Origin of the sequence: Bradyrhizobium sp. SRL28, assembly GCF_018596315.1 — a bacterium.
Lineage (GTDB): Bacteria > Pseudomonadota > Alphaproteobacteria > Rhizobiales > Xanthobacteraceae > Bradyrhizobium.
Genome location: NZ_JAHEAG010000001.1, coordinates 132,977 through 155,755 on the forward strand (window position 1 = coordinate 132,977; position 22,779 = coordinate 155,755).

Genomic DNA, 22,779 nt, shown 5'->3' on the forward strand with positions numbered 1-22,779 from the left:
CATATCGTCTGAACTTCGGAACGGCCAATGACAAAAATCGCCTCCAACCTGCAAATCGACTCCGCCCGGCTGTGGGACACGATTCACGAAACCGCCAAATTCGGCGCCACGCCCAAAGGCGGTGTGCGGCGGCTGACGCTCGGCCCCGAGGACAAGCAGGTGCGCGACTGGTTCCGGAACGCCTGCGAGGCCGCAGGACTTGAAGTGCACGTCGATGCACTGGGTTCGATGTTCGGGCTGCGCAAGGGCCGCGACATGGCGAAGGCCCCAATCGGCCTCGGCTCCCACCTCGACACCCAACCCACCGGCGGCAAATATGACGGCGTGCTCGGCACGCTGGCGGCGTTGGAAGTGGTGCGTACACTCAACGATGCCGGCATCGAAACCGAGACGCCGATCTGCATCTGCAACTGGACCAACGAGGAAGGCTCGCGGTTTGCGCCGGCGATGATGGCGTCGGCGGCTTACGTGGGCGACTTCACCACCGACGACATCTTGTCGCGCCGGGATGCCGAGGGCGTCACCGTGGCACAGGCGCTCGACGGCATCGGATATCGCGGCGCGACCCCGGTGGGGACGCAGAAATTCTCAGGGTTCGTCGAACTGCACATCGAACAGGGGCCGATTCTGGAGGCGGAAAACAAGACCATCGGCGTGGTCGATTCCGGCCAGGGCGTGCTCTGGTATGACGGCAAGATCACCGGTTTCGAAAGCCATGCCGGATCGACGCCGATGCCTTTGCGGCGCGACGCGCTGGCGACGCTGTCCGAAATCGTGCTGGCGATGGAGGCCATTGCCAGGAAGCACGGGCCGAAGGCCGTCGGCACCGTCGGCGAGGCGGTGATTGCCAACCCCTCGCGCAACGTCATTCCCGGCGAGATCGCCTTCACGGTCGACTGCCGCAGCGCCGATGCCGCCATCATGGACACGCTGGACAAGGATTTGCGCAGCGCGATTGCCGAGATCGCGGCACGGCGCAAGGTCGATGTCCAGTTCGATCTGATCTGGCGCAAGCCGCCGACGCATTTCGATCCGCGGCTGGTCGACGCCGTGGAGAACGCCGCGAAGATGCTTGGGCTTTCGCATCGCCGCATCACCTCCGGCGCCGGCCACGATGCCTGCAACCTCAACACCGTGATGCCGGCGGCGATGGTGTTCGTGCCGTGCAAGGACGGCATCAGCCACAACGAACTGGAAGACGCCACGCAGGCCGATTGCGCGGCGGGCGCCAATGTGCTGATGCATACCGTGCTGGCGCTGGCCGGCGTCGCATCCTGATGAATAGAGCTTGATAAACAGAACTTGGGGAAATGCCATGCGTGGAGTTTTCGTCGACGCCAATGAATCGCTGGCCGTGATCTTCGAGCGGCTGCAGAAGCCGGGCGATCCCGAGGTGCGGATCAACCGGGACCCGGACATCAGCCCGGAGCAATACCCTGAGATCCTCGACGGTGCCGAGATCGCCATCGTCGATCACACCGCGCTGCCGACCGACATCGCCAAGAAGTGCGCCGGGCTCAAGCATGTCGTGTTTCTCGGCACCGGCGCGCGCAGCTACATGAACCCGGACGAACTCGCCGAGACCGGCATCCACGTGCATCTGATCAAGGGCTATGGCGATACCGCCGTGGCGGAATGCGCTATCGCGCTGATGTGGGAGGGCGCGCGCGGCCTTGCCAAGATGGATCGCGGCATCCGCGCCGGCAACTGGCTGCGCGACGACGGCATGCAACTGACCGGCAAGACGCTCGGCCTGATCGGCTTCGGCGGCATCGCAGCCGAGGTGGCGCGTATCGCGCTAGGGTCGGGCATGCATGTGATCGCCTGGAACCGGTCACCGAAAAAATATCCGAAGGTCGAGTTCCTCGATTACGACGAAGTACTGACCGAGAGCGACGTGCTCTCGATCCATCTCCTCCTGAACGACGAGACGCGCGGCATGATCTCACGTGCCTGCATCGAGGCGATGAAGCCCGGCGTCATCCTCGTCAATACCGCGCGCGGCGCCATCGTCGACGAGGAGGCCATGATCGAGGCGCTGCAATCCGGCCAGATCCGTCATGCCGGCCTCGACGTCTTCAACATCGAACCGCTGCCGGCGGATCATCCCCTGACGAAACTCGACAATGTGACGCTATCGGCGCATTCGGCGTTCCGCACGCCGGAAGCGAGCGAGAACTTGATGCGCGCGGCGTGGGAGCATTGCCGGAGGATCGTGAAGGGAAAATAGCCGACAATACCTCGTTCGGCTTCGGACACCGGGTGCCCATGCCGGCACCGCCAGTGCCGGGCACGGATTTCAAGACATTCCTGTTTCTCACGCCGATCATCAAGCGGGATCAACGTATCGCCGAGGCGCTTTCGATCGCGAGCGATCCGGTGGAGATCCTGACCGTCAACCTGATCTCCGACCGTGAGTACGAGCTGATCAAGAAAGAGGGGGTTGATGGGTTTCTCGATCTGCTCGATGAGAATGATTACCCGCCGATTTTCGATCCGTCGCGAAGGTCGTATGTCTAGTTTTTACCATTCGCCGTAGGGTGGGCAAAGGCGCATTAGCGCCGTGCCCACCATCTATCCGAAATGCAACGATGGATGGTGGGCACGCTTCGCTTTGCCCACCCTACGGGATTCCTGCCGCTGCGCGTCAGTGATCAATCCACCATCTCCGCGACCGCCTTGCCGCAGGCAGTCGTATCAGCATTGCCGCCGAGATCCCTTGTCCGCAGCGTGCGTTCGCCGAGCGTGCGCTCGATGGCGCCGACGATCGATTGAGCCGCTTCCTTTTCGCCGAGATGCTCCAGCATCATCGCGCCGGACCAGATCATGCCGATCGGGTTGGCGATGCCCTGCCCTGCAATATCGGGCGCCGAGCCGTGCACCGGCTCGAATACCGACGGAAAATTGCCTTCCGGATTGATGTTGCCTGACGGCGCGATGCCGATGGTGCCGGTGCAGGCGGGACCCAGATCAGACAGGATGTCGCCGAACAGATTGGAGCCGACCACGACGTCGAACCAGTCCGGATGCAGCACGAAGTTCGCGGTGAGGATGTCGATGTGGTACTTGTCCCACTTCACACCAGGATAGTTCTTCGCCATCGCCTCCACGCGCTCGTCCCAATAGGGCATCGTGATCGAGATGCCGTTGGATTTCGTGGCCGAGGTCAGGTGCTTCTTCGGCCGCGACTGCGCGAGATCGAACGCGAATTTCAGGATGCGGTCGACGCCAACGCGCGTCATCACGGTCTGTTGCGTCACGAATTCACGGTCGGTATCCGGGAACATCCGACCGCCGACGGAGGAATACTCGCCTTCGGTATTTTCGCGCACCACCCAGAAATCGATATCGCCGGGCTTGCGATTGGCGAGCGGCGACGGCACGCCGGGCATCAGCCGCACCGGGCGCAGATTGACGTACTGGTCGAACTCGCGCCGGAATTTTATGAGCGAGCCCCACAGGGAAATGTGATCCGGGATTTTCGCCGGCCAGCCGACCGCGCCGAAATAGATCGCATCGTGCTTGCCGATTTTTGCCTTCCAGTCCTCCGGCATCATCTCGCCGTGCTTTTCGTAATAGTCCCAGGACGCGAAGTTGAAATGATCGAAATGAACCGACACGCCGTGCTTTTTCGCGGCCGCCTCCAGCACGCGCAGGCCCTCCGGGACCACTTCCTTGCCGATGCCGTCACCGGGAATGACCGCGATCCGATACTGCTTTTTGGCGCTGCTCATCGAGAGTTTCCTTGGCTGACTGTCAGGCGGCTAATGCCGGTTATTTGATTGCCTTGCAATGGACCAAACCTGCCCCTTGCGCAACGCTGCACTGCAATGTTGACCGCCATGGCGCCGCAAGCCTAACAATTTGCGGCCCCCTCTTTCTATCTCCCCTCACCCAAGCGAGTATTCCCATGGATCTGCATCTGCGCGGCAAGCGCGTCCTGATCACCGGCGCCTCCAAAGGCATTGGCGCGGCTGCGGCCGAAGCCTTTGCCGAAGAAGGCTGCGACGTCATGCTGGCCGCCCGCAGTGGCGAACAGTTGAAGGCGCTGACCGAGCGGCTGCGCTCGGCGCATCAGATCAGCGCGACCGCCCATGTCGTGGACCTGCGCAAGCCGGACGACATCGCCAAGCTCGCCAAGGAAGCCGCCGACATCGACATTCTCGTCAACAATGCCGGCGACATCCCGGGCGGCTCGATCGACAAGATCGACGAGGCGACCTGGCGTCACGCCTGGGAGCTGAAGGTGTTCGGTTACATCAACCTGACCCGCGCGATCTACGCGCAGATGAAGGCGCGTGGCGGCGGCGTCATTGTCAACGACATAGGTGCAGCCGGCGAAAAGTTCGACGCCAACTACATCTGTGGCAGCGCCGGCAACGCCGCGCTGATGGCGTTCACCCGCGGGCTCGGCGGCAAGAGCCTCGCCGACAACATCCGCGTGGTCGGCATCAATCCCGGTCCCGTCGGCACCGACCGTCACGTCACGCTGTTGAAGACGCGGGCGAAGAACCAGTTCGGCGACGAGACCCGCTACAAGGAATTCCAGAAAGGCATGCCGCTCGGCCGGCCCGCGCATGCGCGTGAGATTGGCGATCTCATGGCGTTTTTGGCTTCTGACCGGTCGGGCTATACATCAGGGGTGATCTTTACGGTGGACGGCGGACATACGTCGGGGTGGGGTTAGCTCCACAGCTACTGCACGACCTCATCCTGAGGAGCGCGCTCTTGCGCGCGTCTCGAAGGATGCGACCACAGCTGGGCCTGCATGGTTCGAGACGGCGCTACGCGCCTCCTCACCATGAGGGTCCTGTGCGCGACGACTAACCCGTCGTCCGCTCGAACAACTGCCGGATCAGCGTCGTGATCCTCCCCTTCGGCGACATCATCTCGTACATGATGGTGAAGTGGTTCGCATCCGGGATTTCCTCGTACGTTACCGGCAATCCATATCGCGCGCGGTGGCCGGCGAAATCGGCGGTCTGCTTGCGCAACAGCGGCAGTTCGGCGCTGCCGACCACCAGCGACAGCGGTTTTGACGGACCGCCTTCCTGCATCATCGGCGAGTTGCGGCGGGAGGTTGCTTCATCGGCTTTGAGCTTCTCGTTGAGATAGGAATGGCGGATCGGTTCGAGATCGTAGATGCCTGAGATCGCCATTCCCGCCCTCACCTTTGGATGCGACAGCGCCATCGAGGTCAAGTGCCCGCCGGCGGACCAGCCTGATACCACGATGCCGCCGGCAGCGGCGCCAAGCGCCGGCAGTTGTCCGGTGAGGTAATCGATCCCGGCGTGGATTTCGGCGACGATTTCGTCCAGCGTCGCCTCCGGCGCCAGCGTGTAGCCGATCAGCGCCACATTGATGCCATGCGTCATCGGCCCTTCGGCCATAACGGTAAAAACCTCCTTCGCCCGCGCCTGCCAGTAGCCGCCGTGGATGAACAGCAGCGTCGGCGCGGTGTCAGCGGCTTTCAGGAAATCGATCCGGTTGCGCTCGCGCGGGCCATACCGCAGGTCGAGATGCCCGGGGAAACGCTTGCGCATCTCGGCGGAGCGCTGCTCCCAGCCTGCAACCATCTCGACGCTGCCGGGCACAGCTACGCCGTTATTGAGGCCGAGGTCCCGCGCCTCCTGGCTCATCGCGCGCCAGTCCAGCTCAGAAAACAGAGTCGTCATGCAATTTCTCCGGTCGGCCACAACTGTGGTGCGTTTCCACTTTGCCGGAAAATGTTCTACAGCACCATCTGCGATCAAGAAACGGAAACGAACGGAGATAGCGAAGTGGCTGATCAGGGGCTGGTGCATGAGACGGCGTGTGCCATCGTCGGCAAGCTGAAATCGGGCGAAGTCACCCCGCTCGACCTGCTCGACGTGCTGGAAAAACGCATCGCCGAGGTCGACGGCAAAGTCAACGCGCTGCCGACGCTGTGCTTCGATCGCGCCCGAAAGCACGCCACCGTGCTGATGAAGAAGCCAGCCAGCGAGCGCGGGCTGCTCGCCGGCCTTCCGATTCCGATCAAGGACCTCACCAATGTCGCGGGCGTCCGGACCACGCAGGGCTCGCCGATCTACAAGGACAATATCCCGGCGAAGTCGGACATCCTGGTCGAGCATCTCGAAAACAATGGCGGGGTGATCTACGCCAAGTCGAACACGCCGGAATTCGGCGCCGGCGCCAACACCTTCAACGAAGTGTTCGGCCCAACGCGCAATCCCTGGGATACGTCGCGCTCCGCCGCCGGCTCGTCGGGTGGCGCGGCAGTGGCGCTCGCCACCGGCACGGCGTGGCTCGCGCATGGCTCCGACATGGGCGGTAGCTTGCGCAATCCCGCGAGCTTCTGCGGCATCGTCGGCTTGAGGCCGAGCATCGGCCGCGTCGCGCATACGGTAGCCGCGGCGGTCGATCGCAATCTCGGCGTCCAGGGCCCGATGGCCCGCAACGTGGAAGACCTTGCGCTCTTGCTCGATGCCATGAGCGGCGAGCATCCAGCCGATCCGCTGTCGCTGCCGGTGCTGCCGAAATCGTTTCTTTCCGCCGCCCGTTCCGGCAGCAAGCCGAAGCGCATCGCCTATTCGCCCGATCTCGGCATCACGCCGGTCGATCCTGAAGTCGCGGCCATCACCCGCAAGGCCGCGCAGCGCTTTGCGGAAGCGGGCGTCATCGTCGAGGAAGCGCATCCGGATTTGCGCGAGGCGCACGAATGCTTCCATGTACTGCGCGCGTTCGATTTTGCGCTCTCCAAGGCCGCGCTCTTGCGCTCGAAGCGCGACCTGCTCAAGCCCGAAGTGATCTGGAACATCGAGGAGGGCCTGAAGCTGACGGTCGAGCAGCTCGAACGCGCCGAAGCGCAGCGCGTCGCCATGACCGCACGCACGCTGGAATTCTTCGAAAAATACGATCTATTGCTCGCGCCCGCCACGATCGTACCGCCCTTCCCGGTCGAGAACCGCTACGTCGCCGAATGCGCCGGCAAGAAGTTCGATAACTACGTCGAATGGCTCGGCATCGTCTACGCGATCACGCTGGTGTGCTGTCCCGCGCTGTCGCTGCCATGCGGCTTTACCGCGTCCGGCCTGCCGGTCGGGCTTCAGGTGGTGGCGCCGCCCCGCGGCGAGGCGCAGTTGCTGGCGGGCAGCAAAATCCTGGAGGATATTCTTGGCGTGCGTGGCACGACACCGATCGATCCAAGGGCGCCGAAGTAAGCGCGATCGTCAGAGCAAAATCTCTACCCGGCCCCGCGTTCTCCGTTTCGTGATCGGAGAACCCGGCATAGCCCGTCCTCGTTTCCCGCTGTTGTGCGTGGCGAAGTGATTCGGGACAAAGGGATCGTAGATCGCCCTTTGGAGACGGATCATGACCGATCAAGCCATCAAATCTGCCGACGATCATTTTGACATCAAGGACGTGGAACGGCGGATCAAGGCGATCTTCATCGGCTCAATCGGCAACCTCGTCGAATGGTACGATTTCTACGCCTACACCGCGTTCGCGCTGTATTTTGCGCCGGCGTTCTTTCCGAACAGCGACCCCGTGGTGCAGCAGCTCAACGCCGCGGTGCTGTTCGCGGCGACGTTCCTGATGCGTCCGCTCGGTGGCTGGCTGTTCGGTTTCATCGCCGACCGCCACGGCAGGCGGCTGTCGCTGACGCTGTCGGTCGTCTGCATGTGCTTCGGCTCGCTGATCATCGCAGTGACGCCGACCTATGCCACGATCGGGATCGCCGCTCCCGCCATACTGGCACTGGCGCGCATCATCGAAGGCTTGAGCCTCGGCGGTGAGTATGGCGCCAGCGCGACCTATCTCACCGAAGTCGCCGATCCCAGGCACCGCGGCTTCTATTCGAGCTTTCAATACGTCACGCTGATCGGCGGCCAGCTCACCGCCATCATGGTGCTGTTGCTGCTGCAAAAGGTCTTCCTCACCCCGGAGCAGCTAAAGGATTGGGGCTGGCGAATCCCGTTCGTGATCGGCGCCCTGCTCGCGATCTTTGCCGCTGTCATGCGGCGTAACCTGCACGAGACCGAAGCGTTCGAGGAAGCCAAGAAAGTCAGCAAGCCCTCGGGATCGATCCGTGGTCTGTTGAAATATCCGCGCGAGCTGCTGCTGGTCGTCGGCCTCACCGCCGGCGGTACCGCGGCGTTCTATACCTTCACCACCTACATGCAAACCTTCGTCAAACTGTCCGTTGGCCTCACCGAGGACCAGACCACGTTCGTGATCTTCGGCTCGCTGATCTTCGCGACCGTGCTGCAGCCGATCTATGGCGGCCTGTCCGATCGTATCGGCCGCAAGCCCCTGCTGATTTTCTTCGGCGTCGCCGGCACGCTGGCGACGGTCCCGATCCTGACTACGCTGAAAGACACAAAGTCGCCGTTCACGGCTTTCCTGCTGATCTGCGCCGCCTGGATCTTCGTCGCCGGCTACACCTCGATCAACGCCGTCGTGAAGGCCGAATTATTCCCGACCAATATCCGCGCGCTCGGCGTCGGCCTGCCCTATGCCATCACGGTATCGCTGTTCGGCGGCACCGCGCCGGCGGTAGCGCTCTATTTCAAGACGCTGGGACATGAGGACTGGTTCTACTATTATCTCAGCGGCATGATCTTCCTCTCGCTCATCATCTATGCGACGATGCGCGACACCAAACATGCGTCCGTAATGCATCGCCACGAGTGACTGGTCGAGATAATGGCCGACGAGAACAATCCGCCGCCCGAGAGCAAGCTGACGCGCAGCAAGGAACGCTGGGCGCGCGAGGGGAAATTTCTCACGGGAAAAGTTTCGCGGCCTGAAGAAGCGCGTCTGCCGCCGGGCCAGCATCTCACCAGGGATTGGCCGACGCTCGATCTCGGACTGATGCCGGACATTTCGCGCGAGCGCTGGCGGCTTGATGTTTATGGCGCGGTCGAGAATCCCCTGTTCTGGGACTTCTCGCAGTTTTCGGGGCAGCCGCAGAGCAAGTTCGTTTCAGACATTCACTGTGTCACCACTTGGTCGCGCTACGACAATCAGTGGGAGGGGTTGGCGACCCGCGACCTGCTCGATGCCTGCCGGCCGCGCCAGGAGGCGCGGTTCGTGGTGCTGCATTCGCATGACGGCTACACCACCAACCTGGCGCTGGAGGATTTTGCCGCCGAGGATGCAATCCTCGTCCATAGCTGGTCGGGCGCACCGCTCGAGCAGGAGCATGGCGGCCCGGTGCGGCTGGTGGTGCCGCATCTCTATTTCTGGAAAAGCGCGAAATGGCTGCAGGGCATCGAATTTCGTGCAGAGGATGCGCCGGGCTATTGGGAAGTGCGCGGTTACCACAATCGCGGTGACCCGTGGCAAGAACAGAGATATTCAGGCGACTAACGCCACAACATTGACCGGGGAGAACGCCCGTGCCGACCGAACGCTTCCAATTCACCGGCGAAGGCGGCCATCAGCTTGCCGCAGCGCTGGACACACCGGACGGACCGGTGCAGGCCTACGCGCTGTTCGCGCATTGCTTCACCTGCGGCAAGGACGTGCTGGCCGCGAAACGCATCGCGACCGCACTCGCCGCCAAAGGAGTTGCGGTATTGCGCTTCGACTTCACGGGCCTTGGCTCCAGCGAAGGCGAATTCGCCAACTCGACCTTTTCCTCGAACGTCGCCGACCTCGTCCGCGCCGCTGATCATCTGCGCGAAACCCGCGGGGCGCCCACTCTCCTGATCGGACACAGCCTCGGCGGCGCGGCAATCCTTGCCGCCGCCGGGCGGATTCCGGAGGCGAAGGCAATCGTCACGATCGCAGCGCCCTCCGATCCCGCCCATGTCACTCATCTGTTCAGGGATCGCATCGAGGACATCCGCAAGCATGGTGGGGTGGAAGTTCAACTCGCCGGGCGGCCATTTCACATCAAGCGCGAATTCCTCGACGACATCGCCGAACACAGCCTGATGTCGCACGTCGCCAAACTGCACAAGGCGCTGCTGATCATGCATGCGCCGACCGACGACACGGTCGGGATCGACAATGCCACGAATATCTTCGTTGCGGCCAAGCATCCCAAGAGCTTTGTGTCGCTGGCGGGCTCGGATCATCTGTTATCCGGCAAGCGCGACGCTGCCTATGTCGCGGGCGTCATCGCCGCCTGGGCCGAACGCTATATCGAGCCTGCCACAGCGCAGCCCGCTGCCGCGAGCGAGGGCCCGCGCAACGTCGTGGTGCGCGAAACCCGCAACAGCAAGTTTCAGCAGATCGTCACCACAGGTCCGCATGAGATGGTGGCGGATGAACCCGTTGCCGCCGGCGGCCGGGACAGCGGGCCCGGGCCGTATGATTTCGTTCTCGCCGGCCTTGGCGCCTGCACGTCGATGACGATGCGGATGTATGCCGACCGCAAATCGCTGCCGCTCGAGCGTGTCACCGTGACGCTGAAGCACAGCAAGATTCACGCAAAGGATTGCGAGGAATGCGAAACGCGGGAGGGCATGCTGGATCAGATCGACCGGGTGATTTCGATCGAGGGCGCGCTCGACACCGATCAGCGCAAGCGGCTGATGGAGATCGCGGACAAGTGTCCGGTGCATCGCACCCTCACCTCGGAAATCCGGATCGTGACCAAAGCGGCGGATTAGGCCGCCGCCAGCGGGCGGACGCGCAGTGCGCCGCGCAGGCCGGCGGCCGTGCCGACGAGAATACCGGCGAAAGCGATCAGCGACGCCAGCGCCAGCGTGGAAAATCCCGTCAGGCCCTGCCCGATCGAGCAGCCAAAGGCCATCACGCCGCCGGCACCCATCAGCGCCGCGCCTCCGCCGGATCGCAGCATGTGACGCGGCGATTGAAAGCCCTCGAGGTGGAAGCGTCCGGTCAACAGCGCGGTGACAAGGCTGCCGGCGAGCACGCCGAACACGGTGACGATGCCGAAATTCAGCGTCGATCCCGTCGATAGCATGACATATTGAAGTGCGTCCGCGATCGGCGCGATGAAGGTGAGCGATGTGACCGGTGTCGGATTGAAATCGTCGGCGCCGAGATAGCCGGTGGCGAACCAGCCGGCCGCGACCAGCAGGCCGACCGCGAGACCCGCGGCGATCTGACCCGGCGAGCGCCGGAACGCCGGATGCGCAAAGGCGAAGATGATCAGCGCCGCCGAGATGATCGAGGCTGCCAGCATGCGTGCAACCGTCGCGGTCAGGCCTGCTCCCGCGAACAGCGCCGGCACCGAGTTTGCCGTTGCCGTGGTCTGGGACGCGGCAACCATCGCAATGCGCGGCGGCGCGATCAGGCCCTTTAGCGTCATCTGCGCGAAAATCGCCAGCACTACGACCACCACGAAGGAACGCAGATTGCCACGCCCGAGCAGAACCAGCGCACGCGAGCCGCAGCCGTTCGAGAGCACCATTCCGTAGCCGAACAAGAGGCCACCGAAGAACATCACCGGCGCAGAGAACGAGGCCTGCAGATAGATCGACTTGCCGATATCGATGAGCCCGGCCGCCGCCAGCAATTGCGTCGCGGCGACCGCCACGCCGATCGCCAGCGCATAGGTGCGGACCAGCCGGCCATCGCCATCGGCCCACCAGCCGCGCAAGCCGGAGAGCAGGCAAAAGCCGCTCAGCAACCCGACCGAGCCGTAGACAAGGCCGATCAGCAATCCGCTCACGACGATAATTTGGCCACCATCAAGCACTGGCGTTTTCCTGCTCTCTAGGCGCCGCGGGCACGGCTATCGTTGCTCAAATAGGATGCAGTTTCCGTGCTGCTAATACGTTGGAAGCATAGGCCCGTCCACGGCCTGCCGCACAGAGAATGAATCTCTCGCACAACCCAACAACCAGGGAATAAAAACGTTGCCGTCGACCAAGACGGGAGATTTGTTTTTCCGCGCGGCAGTCGAAAATCGCGGCCCGCAAAGCCCAAGCCCGGGCCTAAGGCCGCAGGATGACGCGATCGCGCGACGATCCGGCCACGGCCATGAATGCCGCCTTGGCCTGCTCCAGCGGGTAGATCGCGCCTGCCTTGATCGGGAATGGCTTGAGATGTCCACTGGCGAAGCCGGGGCCGAGTTCCCGCAGCACCGCGCCGGTCGCGACCGACGACAGGCCGAGCGTATCGATGCCCACGTAAGTGTGCTGGCCGCGATAGAACTCGAGGATATTGAACTGCACGATGCGGTCGACCGCGGCGATCAGGATCTGCCGCCCACGCAACGCCAGCGATTGATGCGCCGCCTGGAAATAGGGATCGCCGACGGTGTTGAAGACAATATCGGCGCCCTTGCCATCCGTGAGTTCGCGCACACGCGAAGCGACGTCGGTCGCGGAGGCGTTGATAACCTCGACGTGTGAATTGGAATGGCCTTCATAGGGCTCGCTCTTGCGGACGACGCCGATCACCCGCGCGCCGTGCCAGGTCGCGATCTGTGTGGCCGCCTGCCCGACCTTGCCGTTCACGCCCATCACCAGCACGGTCTCGCCGGCCTTGGGAATGCCAGCGCGGCGCAGGCCTTCCATGGCGGTGACGAAGGGCACGCCGATGCCAGCCGCCTCTTCCCATGAAATGCTCTTCGGCTTCTCAACTACCGCTTCCGCCTCTACCACGAGATGCGTGGCATGCGTGCCGTCGCGGCGGATGCCGAGATCGCCGGACGAGCCGAACACTTCGCGACCGGTCCAACCCTCGGGGCCATCGATCACGACGCCCGCATAGTCACGGCCCGGCGTGCGTGGAAAGACCGCATAAGGCATCAAGCCGGTCGCGGCCTTCACGTCGGATGGATTAACGGCGGCGGCCTTGACCTCGATCAGCAGATCATTTTCGCCGCGCGACAGCGGACGGCTTTCGACTGCGGGGGCGATCGAGGCGGCATCGGCGGCTTTCGACAATAGACGGAGGCAGCGGGCCTGGACTGATTGGTATTGGTTCATGGGGTAGGCTTCAACGACACTTCGGTTGAGTTGGGCAATCAAGCAGCAGTAAGTCGCTGGCTACCCATGACTACCGCGCTGCCAGTTTTGTGCAAGGCCTATCGATCTTCCACGGAGGTTGAAGGATGCGATGACCGGCGCGAGGCCAGTGCCTTCAACGCTGCAAAGTCGCCCCGAATGAAGGCCTCCTTCTTCGCTCGGCTCCATTTCTTCAGCTTGCGCTCGTTCTCGATCGCGTCGGTTACGCGATCGAACCATTGCGAGAAGACGAGCGTTACCGGGCACCTTGTTGAAGTGTAGCCGCCGAATGCTCCGGTGTTGTGCTGAGCGATTCTCAATTCGAGATTTGTCCGGGTCGTTCCGATGTAGTAGCTGCCGTCTGCACAGCGAAGGATGTAGAGAAACGCTCCTTCCGTCATTTTGCCCTCCGCACACTCCTGGTCCTCATCCTGAGGAGCCGCGTCAGCGGCGTCTCGAAGGATGAAAGCCCGGCTGCCGCAACAGCGGGGCTACATGGTTCGAGACGGCGCTGACGCGCCTCCTCACCATGAGGATGGAAAGCTAGACTTTCGGTCGCTTGTCGTAAACACGTTTCGCCTTGCCGAGCGATCGCTCCAGCGTATCCGGGGCCACCGCCTTGATGCGGGCGGTGATGCCGATGGTGTTCTTGATGAAGACGGAGACCTTTTCGGCATGCGCGTGCAGGCCGCTGCCGTCCCAGCTTTCCGGGCGGGCTTCGGCGAGCACGGTCATCTCGTCCATGCGCCCTTCCCGAGTCAGCTCGATGATGAAGTGTCCGCCGCACCAATCGGTCGCGAGCAGCGCTTCCTCGATCTGGGTCGGGAATACGTTGACGCCGCGCAGGATGATCATGTCGTCGGAGCGGCCGGTGACTTTCTCCATGCGCCGCATGCCCGGACGCGCGGTGCCGGGCAGCAGCCGCGTCAGGTCACGCGTCCGGTAGCGGATGATCGGGAAGCCTTGCTTGGTCAGCGAGGTGAAGACCAGTTCGCCCTTTTCGCCGTCGGGCAGCACGGCGCCGGTCTCGGGATCGATCACCTCGGGATAGAAATGATCCTCCCAGATGTGGAGGCCGTCCTTGGTCTCCACGCATTCCTGCGCCACGCCGGGGCCGATCACTTCCGACAGACCGTAAATATCGGTCGCGTCCATGTCGAAGGCGTGCTCGATCTCGGCGCGCATCGCATTGGTCCAGGGTTCGGCGCCGAAGATGCCGAACTTCAATGACGATTGGCGTGGGTCGAGGCCCTGCCGCTTGAACTCGTCGAGAATGGCCAGCATGTAGCTCGGGGTCACCGTGATGATGTCGGGCTTGAAGTCGTTGATCAACTGCACCTGCCGCTCGGTCATGCCACCGGAGACCGGCACCACCGTGCAGCCGAGCCTTTCGGCGCCGTAGTGCGCACCGAGGCCGCCGGTGAACAGGCCATAGCCATAGGCGTTGTGCATCAGCATACCGGTGCGCCCGCCGGCGGCGCGGATCGAGCGCGCCATCACGTCCGACCAGATGTCGATATCGCCTTGGGTGTAGCCGACCACGATTGGCTTGCCGGTCGTGCCCGAGGAAGCGTGGACGCGGACCAGTTTTTCGCGCGGCACCGCGAACATGTTGAAGGGGTAATTGTCGCGCAGGTCGGTCTTTACGGTGAACGGGAATTTGGCGAGATCGGAAAGCTGCCTGAAATCGGAGGGATGCACGCCGGCCGCATCGAACGCTTTCTTGTAGTGCGCGACGTTGTCGTAGGCGTGCTTGAGCGACCAGGCGAGGCGCTTGGTCTGCAACGCCATGATCTCGTCGCGCGAGGCGCGCTCGGCCTCGTCCAATTCTGCGCTGTAGCCACTCCCGCTGGATTTCAATCTTGCCATGGCCATGGCGTTCCCCTTCTCGCTATTTTTGTGTGGCCGCGTTGTCCGCACTCGGCAGCCACGTCCCGGCAATGGTGCGGGAATGGCCGCGGAACTCGGCGATCACGACATCGCCAGCGGTGACGCGAACGTCATAGATGCCGGACCGGCCGTTGCGCGAGATTTCCCGCGCGGTCGCGACCAGCACGTCGCCGAGCTTGCCCGGCCGGATGAAGGTGACGTCACATTGCGCGGCGACGGCGCGCTCGTTGCGGGAGTTGCAGGCAAAGGCGAAGGTGGAATCGGCCAGCAGGAAGATGAAGCCGCCATGGGCGATGCGCTGACCGTTGACCATGTGCGGCTCTACCGTCATCGTCAGCGTCGCCTGCCCGGGTTTCACCTCGACAATTTTCATGCCGAGGCCCTTGCTGGCGTCGTCTTCCTTCCACATCGCATCCGCGCAGGCACGGGCGATATCGTCGGGCGAAAGCGCGACGTTCATAGCGGGTTGCCCGCTCTGCGAGACGATTCCACGACGTTCTCTCCCTGGGCGTACGGGCCTGTTTGAACAGGCCTCTTCACGTAGTCAGTGTTGGGACGAAGCACCGGAGGTGTCAACGATCCCGCGATTTCCTAGACGTGATCGTAGTCCACCACGACCTTGTCCGAACATGGCCGGGCCTGGCAGGTCAGGATGAATCCCGCCTTCAGCTCCCACGGCTCCAGCGAATAATTCACTTCCATCTGCGCGTCGCCCTCGACCAGCTTGGCGCGGCAGGTCGAGCACATACCGCCCTTGCAGGCGAACGGCAAATCCATACCGGCGCGCAACGCGGCCTCGAGGATGGATTCCTCCTCGGCGACCGGCACCTCGCGGCGCTTGCCGTCGATGATCAGCGAGGCCATCGCCTTTGGCGGCGCGGACGCTTCGATAATCTTCTTTGGACGCGGCTTGCCGCCAAACTCCGACACAAAGCGCTCGACGTGAATGCGGTCGTCGGCGATACCGATCTCGCGGCAGGTCGCCTCGATGTCCTCGCTCATGCCCATGGGGCCGCAAATGAAGACGTGATCGACGCTTGCGGCCGGTACCAGCGAGCGCAGCAGCACGCGCACCTTCTCGCCGTCGAGCCGGCCGTGCAGGATCGGAATGTCCTGCTCTTCGCCCGAGATGACATGGAAGAGCGAAAGCCGCTGCATGAAGCGGTCCTTCAATTCCTCCAGCTCTTCGAGGAACAGCATGCCTGCCGTCGCGCGATTGCCGTAAAACAGAAAGAAGCGGCTGTTCGGTTCGCGCGCCAGCACACCCTTCACGATCGACAGGATCGGCGTGATGCCGCTTCCGGCGGCAAAGCCGACATAGACCCGCGCTTGATCGGGCACATGGGCGATGCCGAAGCGGCCGGTCGGCGTCATCACATCGAGTTCGTCGCCGCGCTTCAGTTCGTCCGCGGCCCAGTTCGAGAATGCGCCGCCATCCACCTTCTTCACCGCGATCCGCAACTCGCCATCGTCAGGCCCCGAGCAGATCGAGTAGGAGCGGCGCACCTCCTCGCCGTCCATCGTGGTGCGCAGCGTGAGGTATTGGCCGGGGGTGAAACCGTAATCGTCTTCCAGCTCCTTCGGGATTGTAAACGTCATCGATACCGCGTCAGCGGCTTCGCGGCGCAGGTCGTTGACGGCAAGACGGTGAAAGCGCGGTGCGTGGGACATCGGTGTTACCTCACCGTCATTGCGAGCGCAGCGAAGCAATCCACACTTTCTTTGCGGCTCGATGGATTGCTTCGCTGCGCTCGCAATGACGACATGGAAGACCTCAATGGCACTTGAAATAATCAAAGGGTTCGCGGCAAGCCTTGCAGCGCCACAGTGCCTTGCAGGAGGTCGAGCCGAACTCCGACAGCAGTTCGGTATTCTGCGAGCCGCATTGCGGGCACGCCACCTGCTGTTCGCCGAACAGCGCGCGGCGCGAGTTTGAGGCCTGCGGCGGCGCGATGCCGTAGGCTCGGAGCTTGTTGCGGCCGTCCTCGCTCATCCAGTCCGTGGTCCAGGCCGGCGACAGCACAGTGCGCACGGTCGGCCCCGCGATGCCCGCGCGCTCCAGCGCCAGCTCGATTTCCAGCGCGATCATGTTCATGGCGGGACAGCCGGAATAGGTCGGCGTGATCGCGACCTCGACGCGGCCGTCATGGACCTCAACCTCGCGCAGCACGCCGAGATCGGCGATCGTGAGCACGGGTATCTCGGGATCGACTACCTGCGACGCCGCTTCCCAGGCGCGCTGGCGCAGATCGGTATCGTTGAGGACAGCCATCACCATGTCGCCCCCGGAAAGGTCCGCGGCATCGATTGCAGTTCGCCGAGGAGATGGCCGAGATGCTCGCTGTGCCGGCCGCTGCGGCCGCCCTGCTGCATCCAGTCGTTCTTCGGCAAGGCTAGCGTCGCCTCGCCAACGACGCCGGTAACGGTCTTCAGCCATTGCGGGTGCAACGTCGCGGGATCGATCGCGATGCCGGCATCGATCAGGCCACGCTCGCTGTCGTCGACGGCGAACATTTCGCCGGTAAAGGCCCAGAGCTCGTCGATCGCCGATTGCGCGCGGGCGTGGCTTTCCTCGGTGCCGTCGCCGAGGCGAACGATCCACTCGGAAGTGTGCCTGACATGATAGGCGCTTTCCTTTTCCGATTTCGCCGCGATCGCGGCCAGCGTCGCGTCGGTCGAGCGCATCATCGCGCGCCAATAGAGATCAGCAAAGGTCGCATAGAAGAACTGCCGCACCATGGTGCGCGCGAAATCGCCGTTCGGCTGTTCCAGCAGCAGGAGATTGCGGTACTGCCTGACGTCGCGCAGGTAGGCGAACTTGTCCTCGTCGTTATCCCTGCCCTCGACCTTCGCGGCATAGGAATAGAGCTCCCGCGCCTGACCGAGCAGATCGAGGCCCATATTGGCGAGCGCCATGTCTTCTTCCATCATCGGTGCATGGCCGCACCATTCGGACAGGCGGTGGCCCAGGATCAGCGCATCGTCGGCGCGGCGCAGGGTGTAGAGCACCAGCGGGGTTTCGGAGACCTGGATGTTGGCGACGGTCATTTTTTCAATCACCTGCTAGCAGTCATCGTCATTGCGAGGAGCGAAGCGACGAAGCAATCCACTCTTCCGTTGCGGCGCGATGGATTGCTTCGCTGCGCTCGCAATGACGGAAGGACCTACATATGTCCGACTTCATCCGGCACATCGTAAAACGTCGGGTGCCGGTAGATCTTGGATTCCGCCGGCTCGAACATCATGCCCTTCTCGGAGGGATCGGACGCGGTGATCGCGCTCGACGGCACCACCCAGATCGAGAGCCCCTCGCCGCGGCGGGTATAGATGTCGCGCGCGGCCTGCAGCGCCAGGGTCGCGTCGGTCGAATGCAAGGAGCCGACATGCTTGTGCGCCAGCCCGTTGCGGCTGCGGATAAAGACTTCCCAGAGCGGAATGTTCGGCGTTGCCATCACGGATCCCCCTACTCTGCGGCCTGCAAGGCCGACCGCTGCCTGCGCTTCTCCGCATAGGCCATCGCCGCCTCACGCACCCAGGCGCCATCCTCATGCGCCTTGCGCCGCGCGGCCAGGCGGTCGCGGTTGCAGGGGCCGTTGCCGGCCAAAACTTGTTTGAACTCTTCCCAATCGATCGCGCTGTATTCCCAGTTGCCCGCTTCGTTCTGCTTCATGCCGGGATCGGGAATTGTCAGGCCCAGGTACTGGGCCTGCGGCACCGTGGCGTCGACGAATTTTTGGCGCAGCTCGTCGTTGGAGAAACGCTTGATCTTCCACTTGGTCGAGGTGTCGCTGTGCTGGCTGGCCTGATCGGGCGGACCGAACATCATCAGCACCGGCCACCACCAGCGGTTCAGCGCGTCCTGCGCCATCGCCTTCTGCTCGTCGGTGCCGCGGCACAGCGTCAGCATGATCTCAAAACCCTGGCGCTGATGGAAGGACTCTTCCTTGCAGACGCGGATCATCGCGCGCGCATAGGGGCCGTAGGAGCAACGGCACAGCGGGATCTGGTTCATGATGGCGGCGCCATCGACCAGCCAGCCGATCGTGCCGATGTCGGCCCAGGTCAGCGTCGGATAGTTGAAGATCGAGGAATACTTTGCCTTGCCGGCCAGCATCAGGTCGACGAGCTCCTCGCGCGACGTGCCGAGCGTCTCGGCCGCGGCGTAGAGATATAGCCCGTGTCCGCATTCGTCCTGAACTTTTGCCAGCAGCGCGGCCTTGCGGCGCAGCGATGGCGCGCGGGTGATCCAGTTGCCCTCGGGCAGCATGCCGACGATTTCGGAATGCGCGTGCTGGGAGATCTGCCGCGTCAGCGTTTTGCGGTAGGCCGCCGGCATCCAGTCGTTCGGCTCGATGCGTTCCTCGGCATCGATGCGAGCCTGAAACTGCGCGGCCCGCGCGGCGTCCTCAACGTTGCGGTCTTCGCCCTCGGACGAATTGAGCGCCTGCGTATACATGGCGGACCTCCCTGAACTTGTTGGGAGGAAATATATAACAAAATTTTTGATATGCAATATATTTCTGTAACATATCTACAGCCCATCGAACCGCTTGAGAAGTTCCGGCCCGGGCTTCGGCAGCGCTCCGCTTTCGTTGGAGGCGTTGCGATCAAGCCATTGTTCGGATGCGGGAAGTAGCCCCCGATAGATCTCGCCGCAGAGCGAGCGCGCTGCCCTCCCCGGCCAGTCCGACGGCAACAGCGCGGGCGGCAGCAAGGGATCGCGCAGCACGACGCGGCGGTAATGGTGGATCAGGAGGATCCGCGCGGTGAAGGCGTCCGCCTCCGTCAGCCGCTCGCCGCTGATGATCCAGCCGTGCAGCGGCTCGAAGGTTTTCATGAATTTCTGATAGGCGTCGGCGGTGCGATGCAGCGGCCAGCTTTCGCTGAGCAGGCGCCGGCCGCTGTCGTCCTCGGCGGAGACTTCGAGGCGGATGGCGCCCGAGGCTTCCTTGGGGATAGGCACGCCCGAAGGCGCAACCCACACGCCCGGCAACGGACTGCCGAATCCTGCATTCTTCAGCGCCTCACGCGCGGCGTCACGATCGCCGCCATTGCCGATCAGCAGCAGCTCGAACCGGCCGGTCCAGTCGGAAGCCGGCGGGCCGTAGATGTGTTTCGTTGCGATATCAAAAGTTTGCCGCCCGCTCTGCACCAGACGGTAGAAGCTGTTGCGGCCGACTTTATTGCGTTCGAACCAGCCGTCGGCGGTCAGCCGCGACATCGCAGTGCGTACCACGCTGGCGTCGATGTCCAGCTCCCCGAAGAACTCCAGCAACGTGCCGAGCCAGACCGAGCCGCCGCGCGGCACGATGGCATCGCCGAACACGGTGATGACGATCGAACCGGTGCGCGACGGTTCGCGCTTCAATTGCTTGATGATGCGGGCAAGCGGCGGCGGCATGCGTCAAGGCATAGCGCGTTTTCCGGGAGAGCGACAATCTCGGCAAGAGCCGGGCTTCATCCTTCGAGACGCGGCCAAGCGGCCGCTCCTCAGGATGAGGTCAAACCTTGGGAGGTCCTCATGGTGAGGAGCGCGGCAGAGCCGCGCGTCTCGAACCATGGCCCGGAATGAGGTCTACCGATGCGGATTCGGATAAACCAGGCTGCGCCAGCCGCTTCGATCGAACGGAGCCCATTCGCCTTCCGGCTGCGCCAGGCGGTCGGCGACCGCATAGACGGCGGCCGGATGATGGCCCATGCCGCAATGGCTGCTCTCGACCTCGATGCTCTCTGATGTCGCTGACGTCTTCTCCATGCAGCCTTGCCAGGCGCAGACGCCGTCGGTGCGGCTGAAGATCGCGGTGGTCGGCACCGGCGGCGTGCCGGACAGCGCTCCGCCGAAACGGGCGTCCTCTTCGTCGGCGCGGCGGCCGCTTGCCATCTCGTAGACGCGCCAGGCGTTGGTCGCCTTCGGTCCGGCGGCAAACGGGCTGCCGAGCGTGATCACCGAGCGCACGCGGTCCGGCATCATCTTGGCCAGCTGGCGCGCGTACAGACCGCCGAGGCTCCAGCCGACCAGCGAGACCTTGCGGCCGTGCATGTCGTTCAACTCGTGCACGAGATCGACCATCGCGTTCTGCACGCCGTGGCGCAGTCCGAGATTGCGGCCCTGGCGCCAGCCCGAGACCGCATAGCCGCGGCTCTTCAGGAAGCTGCGCAGCGGACGCGTGGAAGTGTCTGATGCAACAAGCCCGGGCAGCACCAGCACCGGATGACCATCGCCACGCGGCGCGAGGCTCAGGAGCGGCAATGCACCAAGAAACGCACCCAACTCGGAAATGGCTCGCCCCTCCAGAAACATCAGGGTTCTGGACGGCGGCGAAAGCGTCTGTGCAGCAACGGACATTATGTCTCCTCTCGGGTCGGCCCCTTACGTCGCGGCAGCCGGCCACTGGTTCAGTTAAGTAGACGCAGACGCAGCAGAATCGTTCCGCAGCGCAACATGGCTCCATAAAAAGCTAAGGAACCGGTTTTGCTCTTGCAAGCGGGCGAGATCACACTTGGGATAACTAAAAGCGTTGACGTGATTAAATAGTCACAACAGCCGCAGCAGATACTCGAGGGTGTACAACGCCAGCCCCGCAAGCCCGCCGATCAGCGAGCCGTTGAAGCGGATGTATTGCAGGTCGCGGCCGATGTTGATTTCGATCAGCGAGATCAACTGCCCCATGTCCCATGACTTCACCTGGTCGGAGATGAACGTCGAGACGCCGCTCTTCTGTTCAGCGACGACCGTTCGCAGCACGGCAACCAGGCCCTGGTTGATTTCGGCGCGTAGTTCGGCGTCGCCGGCCAGCGCCTCGCCTGCCGTCACGAACATGCGCACCAGATATTGCTCCAGCACCTGCGTCTCGCCCGACGCGCTGCGCTCGAAGAAGGTGCGCGCATTCTCCCAGATGTGACGCGCCAGGCTGGTCAGTTCGGGCCGCGCCAAGAGATCGCGCTTCAGGCCCTGGATGCGCTCGGCATAGACCGGATCGGTGCCGAGCCGGTCGACGAAGGTCAGCACCATGCGGTCGAACTCGCCGCGAAACGGATGCGCGGGATCGTTGCGGACTTCCTCGAAGAACGCGCTAGCTGATGCCACGATCTTGTTCACGAGAAATTTGTCGGCGCGATAAAGTTTTAGAAGCGTCGGCAATTCGGCGCGGATCTTTTCGCGGATCATCGCCATGGTCTCGGCCTGCGTCATCGTTTGATGCACGCCGCGCAGGAGATCGTCGAGCAGCCCCTGATGCCGGCCCTCCTTCACGAACGCCCGCAGCGTTCCGGCGGCAAGCGGCGCCAGATCGATCGCCATTAGTTGCGCGGTGATGCGGCGGCTGACGAAGGTCATCAGGCCAGAGTTCTCGGTCGCGGCGACCGCCTCAGGCAACAGCCGCAGCGCAAAGCGCGCAAGATCCTCGCTGCGCTTGCGGTCGCGCAGCCAGTCGGCGATAAACGAGCCGAAATCGATCTGCCGCAGCTTGGCTTCGACGGGGGCAGATTCGAGGAAATGCACCTCGATGAATTCGCCGAGCTTTTCGGCGATGCGGTGCTGGTTGCTCTGGATAATTGCCGTGTGCGGGATCGGCAGTCCCAGCGGCCTTTTGAAGAGGGCTACCACCGCGTACCAGTCGGCGAGGCCGCCGATGGTGGCGGCCTCGGCAAAGGCCGCGATGAAGCCGAACGCCGGATGCATCGGCACCAACGCCTTCGCGCCGAGGAAGATGGCAAATGTTGCTACCAGCACCAGCGTCGCCAGCAACTTCACGCGCCGCAGCTCGGCGGCGCGGGCGGCGTCGGCGGGAGTGTCGATGAAGGTGGCGGGAAGGGTCATGACGGCTTTCGAAGAAGATTCGCGCCCGTGTCAGCCTATCCCGTCATTGCGAGCGCAGCGAAGCAATCCATCTCACCGCGGATGGAAAGATGGATTGCGTCGTCGCTTCGCTCCTCGCAATGACGGAGGAGGATGCAACGTTGATCTATGAAGAGA

General features: G+C 63.2%; 23 protein-coding genes. 8 read left to right on the top strand and 15 right to left on the bottom strand.

Annotated features, from left to right (window positions below; all coding sequences use genetic code 11):
- Positions 1-27 precede the first annotated feature (27 nt).
- Genes KIP88_RS00525 through KIP88_RS00535 form a run of 3 tightly spaced genes read left to right on the top strand, consistent with a single transcriptional unit; the run spans position 28 to position 2,520 of the window.
- Positions 28-1,278, top strand: coding sequence for a Zn-dependent hydrolase (locus tag KIP88_RS00525; RefSeq protein WP_214485871.1), 1,251 nt, complete (start codon positions 28-30; stop codon positions 1,276-1,278).
- A gap of 37 nt (positions 1,279-1,315) precedes the next feature.
- Positions 1,316-2,230: an NAD(P)-dependent oxidoreductase gene (locus KIP88_RS00530; RefSeq protein WP_214485872.1), complete on the top strand. Its 915-nt coding sequence runs from the start codon at positions 1,316-1,318 to the stop codon at positions 2,228-2,230.
- A complete protein-coding gene (locus tag KIP88_RS00535; protein ID WP_308163145.1) occupies positions 2,194-2,520 on the top strand; it encodes a suppressor of fused domain protein in 327 nt (108 codons plus the stop codon). The genes KIP88_RS00530 and KIP88_RS00535 overlap by 37 nt, the downstream gene beginning before the upstream one ends.
- A gap of 134 nt (positions 2,521-2,654) precedes the next feature.
- On the opposite strand, the gene KIP88_RS00540 is transcribed toward KIP88_RS00535, so the two are convergent.
- Positions 2,655-3,734, bottom strand: a complete 1,080-nt coding sequence (locus KIP88_RS00540; protein ID WP_214485874.1) for a tartrate dehydrogenase — start codon at positions 3,732-3,734, stop codon at positions 2,655-2,657.
- Positions 3,735-3,910: 176 nt separating this feature from the next.
- Between KIP88_RS00540 and KIP88_RS00545 the strand changes: the two genes are divergently transcribed.
- Positions 3,911-4,687 carry an SDR family oxidoreductase gene (locus tag KIP88_RS00545; protein WP_214485875.1) on the top strand — a complete coding sequence of 259 codons (777 nt, stop codon included), beginning with the start codon at positions 3,911-3,913 and terminating at the stop codon, positions 4,685-4,687.
- A 136-nt stretch (positions 4,688-4,823) separates the two neighbouring features.
- On the opposite strand, the gene KIP88_RS00550 is transcribed toward KIP88_RS00545, so the two are convergent.
- Positions 4,824-5,675: an alpha/beta hydrolase gene (locus KIP88_RS00550; RefSeq protein WP_214485876.1), complete on the bottom strand. Its 852-nt coding sequence runs from the start codon at positions 5,673-5,675 to the stop codon at positions 4,824-4,826.
- A gap of 105 nt (positions 5,676-5,780) precedes the next feature.
- On the opposite strand from KIP88_RS00550, the gene KIP88_RS00555 reads away from it, so the two are divergent.
- The 4 genes from KIP88_RS00555 to KIP88_RS00570 all read left to right on the top strand — a co-directional run bounded on the left by KIP88_RS00555 (position 5,781) and on the right by KIP88_RS00570 (position 10,604).
- On the top strand, positions 5,781-7,202 hold the full coding sequence (locus KIP88_RS00555) for an amidase (protein WP_214485877.1): 1,422 nt from the start codon (positions 5,781-5,783) through the stop codon (positions 7,200-7,202).
- Between the two features lie 151 nt (positions 7,203-7,353).
- Positions 7,354-8,676: an MFS transporter gene (locus tag KIP88_RS00560; protein ID WP_214485878.1), complete on the top strand. Its 1,323-nt coding sequence runs from the start codon at positions 7,354-7,356 to the stop codon at positions 8,674-8,676.
- Positions 8,677-8,688: 12 nt separating this feature from the next.
- Entirely contained in the window at positions 8,689-9,354 is a 666-nt protein-coding gene (locus tag KIP88_RS00565; protein ID WP_214485879.1) for a sulfite oxidase-like oxidoreductase, read from the top strand.
- 29 nt (positions 9,355-9,383) lie between these two features.
- Positions 9,384-10,604, top strand: a complete 1,221-nt coding sequence (locus KIP88_RS00570; RefSeq protein ID WP_214485880.1) for a bifunctional alpha/beta hydrolase/OsmC family protein — start codon at positions 9,384-9,386, stop codon at positions 10,602-10,604.
- Here the strand turns inward: KIP88_RS00570 and KIP88_RS00575 are convergent.
- From KIP88_RS00575 to KIP88_RS00635, 13 genes are all read right to left on the bottom strand, one after another.
- Positions 10,601-11,659, bottom strand: a complete 1,059-nt coding sequence (locus KIP88_RS00575; protein WP_308163147.1) for a YeeE/YedE family protein — start codon at positions 11,657-11,659, stop codon at positions 10,601-10,603. The genes KIP88_RS00570 and KIP88_RS00575 overlap by 4 nt on opposite strands.
- Before the next feature lie 238 nt (positions 11,660-11,897).
- Positions 11,898-12,896, bottom strand: a complete 999-nt coding sequence (locus KIP88_RS00580) for a zinc-binding alcohol dehydrogenase family protein (RefSeq protein ID WP_214485881.1) — start codon at positions 12,894-12,896, stop codon at positions 11,898-11,900.
- 98 nt (positions 12,897-12,994) lie between these two features.
- Positions 12,995-13,315 (bottom strand): GIY-YIG nuclease family protein, encoded by a 321-nt coding sequence (locus tag KIP88_RS00585; RefSeq protein WP_214485882.1) that lies wholly within the window; start codon positions 13,313-13,315, stop codon positions 12,995-12,997.
- A gap of 142 nt (positions 13,316-13,457) precedes the next feature.
- Positions 13,458-14,789, bottom strand: coding sequence for a phenylacetate--CoA ligase PaaK (gene paaK, locus KIP88_RS00590; protein ID WP_214485883.1), 1,332 nt, complete (start codon positions 14,787-14,789; stop codon positions 13,458-13,460).
- A 16-nt stretch (positions 14,790-14,805) separates the two neighbouring features.
- A complete protein-coding gene (paaI, locus tag KIP88_RS00595) occupies positions 14,806-15,264 on the bottom strand; it encodes a hydroxyphenylacetyl-CoA thioesterase PaaI (protein ID WP_214485884.1) in 459 nt (152 codons plus the stop codon).
- A 131-nt stretch (positions 15,265-15,395) separates the two neighbouring features.
- On the bottom strand, positions 15,396-16,475 hold the full coding sequence (paaE, locus tag KIP88_RS00600) for a 1,2-phenylacetyl-CoA epoxidase subunit PaaE (protein ID WP_214485885.1): 1,080 nt from the start codon (positions 16,473-16,475) through the stop codon (positions 15,396-15,398).
- 103 nt (positions 16,476-16,578) lie between these two features.
- Positions 16,579-17,082, bottom strand: coding sequence for a 1,2-phenylacetyl-CoA epoxidase subunit PaaD (gene paaD / locus KIP88_RS00605; protein ID WP_214485886.1), 504 nt, complete (start codon positions 17,080-17,082; stop codon positions 16,579-16,581).
- Positions 17,076-17,852, bottom strand: coding sequence for a 1,2-phenylacetyl-CoA epoxidase subunit PaaC (gene paaC, locus KIP88_RS00610; RefSeq protein ID WP_214485887.1), 777 nt, complete (start codon positions 17,850-17,852; stop codon positions 17,076-17,078). The genes paaD and paaC overlap by 7 nt, the downstream gene beginning before the upstream one ends.
- Positions 17,853-17,968: 116 nt before the next feature.
- Complete coding sequence (paaB, locus tag KIP88_RS00615) at positions 17,969-18,256, bottom strand: 1,2-phenylacetyl-CoA epoxidase subunit PaaB (RefSeq protein WP_214485888.1); 288 nt, start codon at positions 18,254-18,256, stop codon at positions 17,969-17,971.
- A gap of 11 nt (positions 18,257-18,267) precedes the next feature.
- On the bottom strand, positions 18,268-19,260 hold the full coding sequence (paaA, locus tag KIP88_RS00620) for a 1,2-phenylacetyl-CoA epoxidase subunit PaaA (RefSeq protein WP_214485889.1): 993 nt from the start codon (positions 19,258-19,260) through the stop codon (positions 18,268-18,270).
- A gap of 75 nt (positions 19,261-19,335) precedes the next feature.
- Entirely contained in the window at positions 19,336-20,205 is an 870-nt protein-coding gene (gene paaX, locus KIP88_RS00625) for a phenylacetic acid degradation operon negative regulatory protein PaaX (protein ID WP_214485890.1), read from the bottom strand.
- Positions 20,206-20,379: 174 nt separating this feature from the next.
- Positions 20,380-21,150: a triacylglycerol lipase gene (locus KIP88_RS00630; protein WP_214485891.1), complete on the bottom strand. Its 771-nt coding sequence runs from the start codon at positions 21,148-21,150 to the stop codon at positions 20,380-20,382.
- Positions 21,151-21,339: 189 nt separating this feature from the next.
- The gene (locus KIP88_RS00635; protein ID WP_214485892.1) at positions 21,340-22,623 is read right to left on the bottom strand and encodes a DUF445 domain-containing protein; all 1,284 of its coding nucleotides are present in this window, start codon (positions 22,621-22,623) and stop codon (positions 21,340-21,342) included.
- Between the last annotated feature and the right edge of the window lie 156 nt (positions 22,624-22,779).

What these genes read in the sequence shown, in the direction of transcription:
- KIP88_RS00530 (WP_214485872.1), top strand. Translation starts at nt 1,316, where the DNA reads ATGCGTGGAGTTTTCGTCGACGCCAATGAATCGCTGGCCGTGATCTTC.
- KIP88_RS00580 (WP_214485881.1), bottom strand. Translation starts at nt 12,896, where the DNA reads ATGAACCAATACCAATCAGTCCAGGCCCGCTGCCTCCGTCTATTGTCG.
- KIP88_RS00585 (WP_214485882.1), bottom strand. Translation starts at nt 13,315, where the DNA reads ATGACGGAAGGAGCGTTTCTCTACATCCTTCGCTGTGCAGACGGCAGC.
- paaK (WP_214485883.1), bottom strand. Translation starts at nt 14,789, where the DNA reads ATGGCCATGGCAAGATTGAAATCCAGCGGGAGTGGCTACAGCGCAGAA.
- KIP88_RS00565 (WP_214485879.1), top strand. Translation starts at nt 8,689, where the DNA reads ATGGCCGACGAGAACAATCCGCCGCCCGAGAGCAAGCTGACGCGCAGC.
- KIP88_RS00630 (WP_214485891.1), bottom strand. Translation starts at nt 21,150, where the DNA reads ATGTCCGTTGCTGCACAGACGCTTTCGCCGCCGTCCAGAACCCTGATG.
- paaI (WP_214485884.1), bottom strand. Translation starts at nt 15,264, where the DNA reads ATGAACGTCGCGCTTTCGCCCGACGATATCGCCCGTGCCTGCGCGGAT.
- paaA (WP_214485889.1), bottom strand. Translation starts at nt 19,260, where the DNA reads ATGTATACGCAGGCGCTCAATTCGTCCGAGGGCGAAGACCGCAACGTT.
- KIP88_RS00635 (WP_214485892.1), bottom strand. Translation starts at nt 22,623, where the DNA reads ATGACCCTTCCCGCCACCTTCATCGACACTCCCGCCGACGCCGCCCGC.
- KIP88_RS00525 (WP_214485871.1), top strand. Translation starts at nt 28, where the DNA reads ATGACAAAAATCGCCTCCAACCTGCAAATCGACTCCGCCCGGCTGTGG.
- KIP88_RS00545 (WP_214485875.1), top strand. Translation starts at nt 3,911, where the DNA reads ATGGATCTGCATCTGCGCGGCAAGCGCGTCCTGATCACCGGCGCCTCC.
- KIP88_RS00560 (WP_214485878.1), top strand. Translation starts at nt 7,354, where the DNA reads ATGACCGATCAAGCCATCAAATCTGCCGACGATCATTTTGACATCAAG.
- KIP88_RS00540 (WP_214485874.1), bottom strand. Translation starts at nt 3,734, where the DNA reads ATGAGCAGCGCCAAAAAGCAGTATCGGATCGCGGTCATTCCCGGTGAC.
- paaX (WP_214485890.1), bottom strand. Translation starts at nt 20,205, where the DNA reads ATGCCGCCGCCGCTTGCCCGCATCATCAAGCAATTGAAGCGCGAACCG.
- KIP88_RS00550 (WP_214485876.1), bottom strand. Translation starts at nt 5,675, where the DNA reads ATGACGACTCTGTTTTCTGAGCTGGACTGGCGCGCGATGAGCCAGGAG.
- paaC (WP_214485887.1), bottom strand. Translation starts at nt 17,852, where the DNA reads ATGACCGTCGCCAACATCCAGGTCTCCGAAACCCCGCTGGTGCTCTAC.
- paaE (WP_214485885.1), bottom strand. Translation starts at nt 16,475, where the DNA reads ATGTCCCACGCACCGCGCTTTCACCGTCTTGCCGTCAACGACCTGCGC.
- paaD (WP_214485886.1), bottom strand. Translation starts at nt 17,082, where the DNA reads ATGGTGATGGCTGTCCTCAACGATACCGATCTGCGCCAGCGCGCCTGG.
- paaB (WP_214485888.1), bottom strand. Translation starts at nt 18,256, where the DNA reads ATGGCAACGCCGAACATTCCGCTCTGGGAAGTCTTTATCCGCAGCCGC.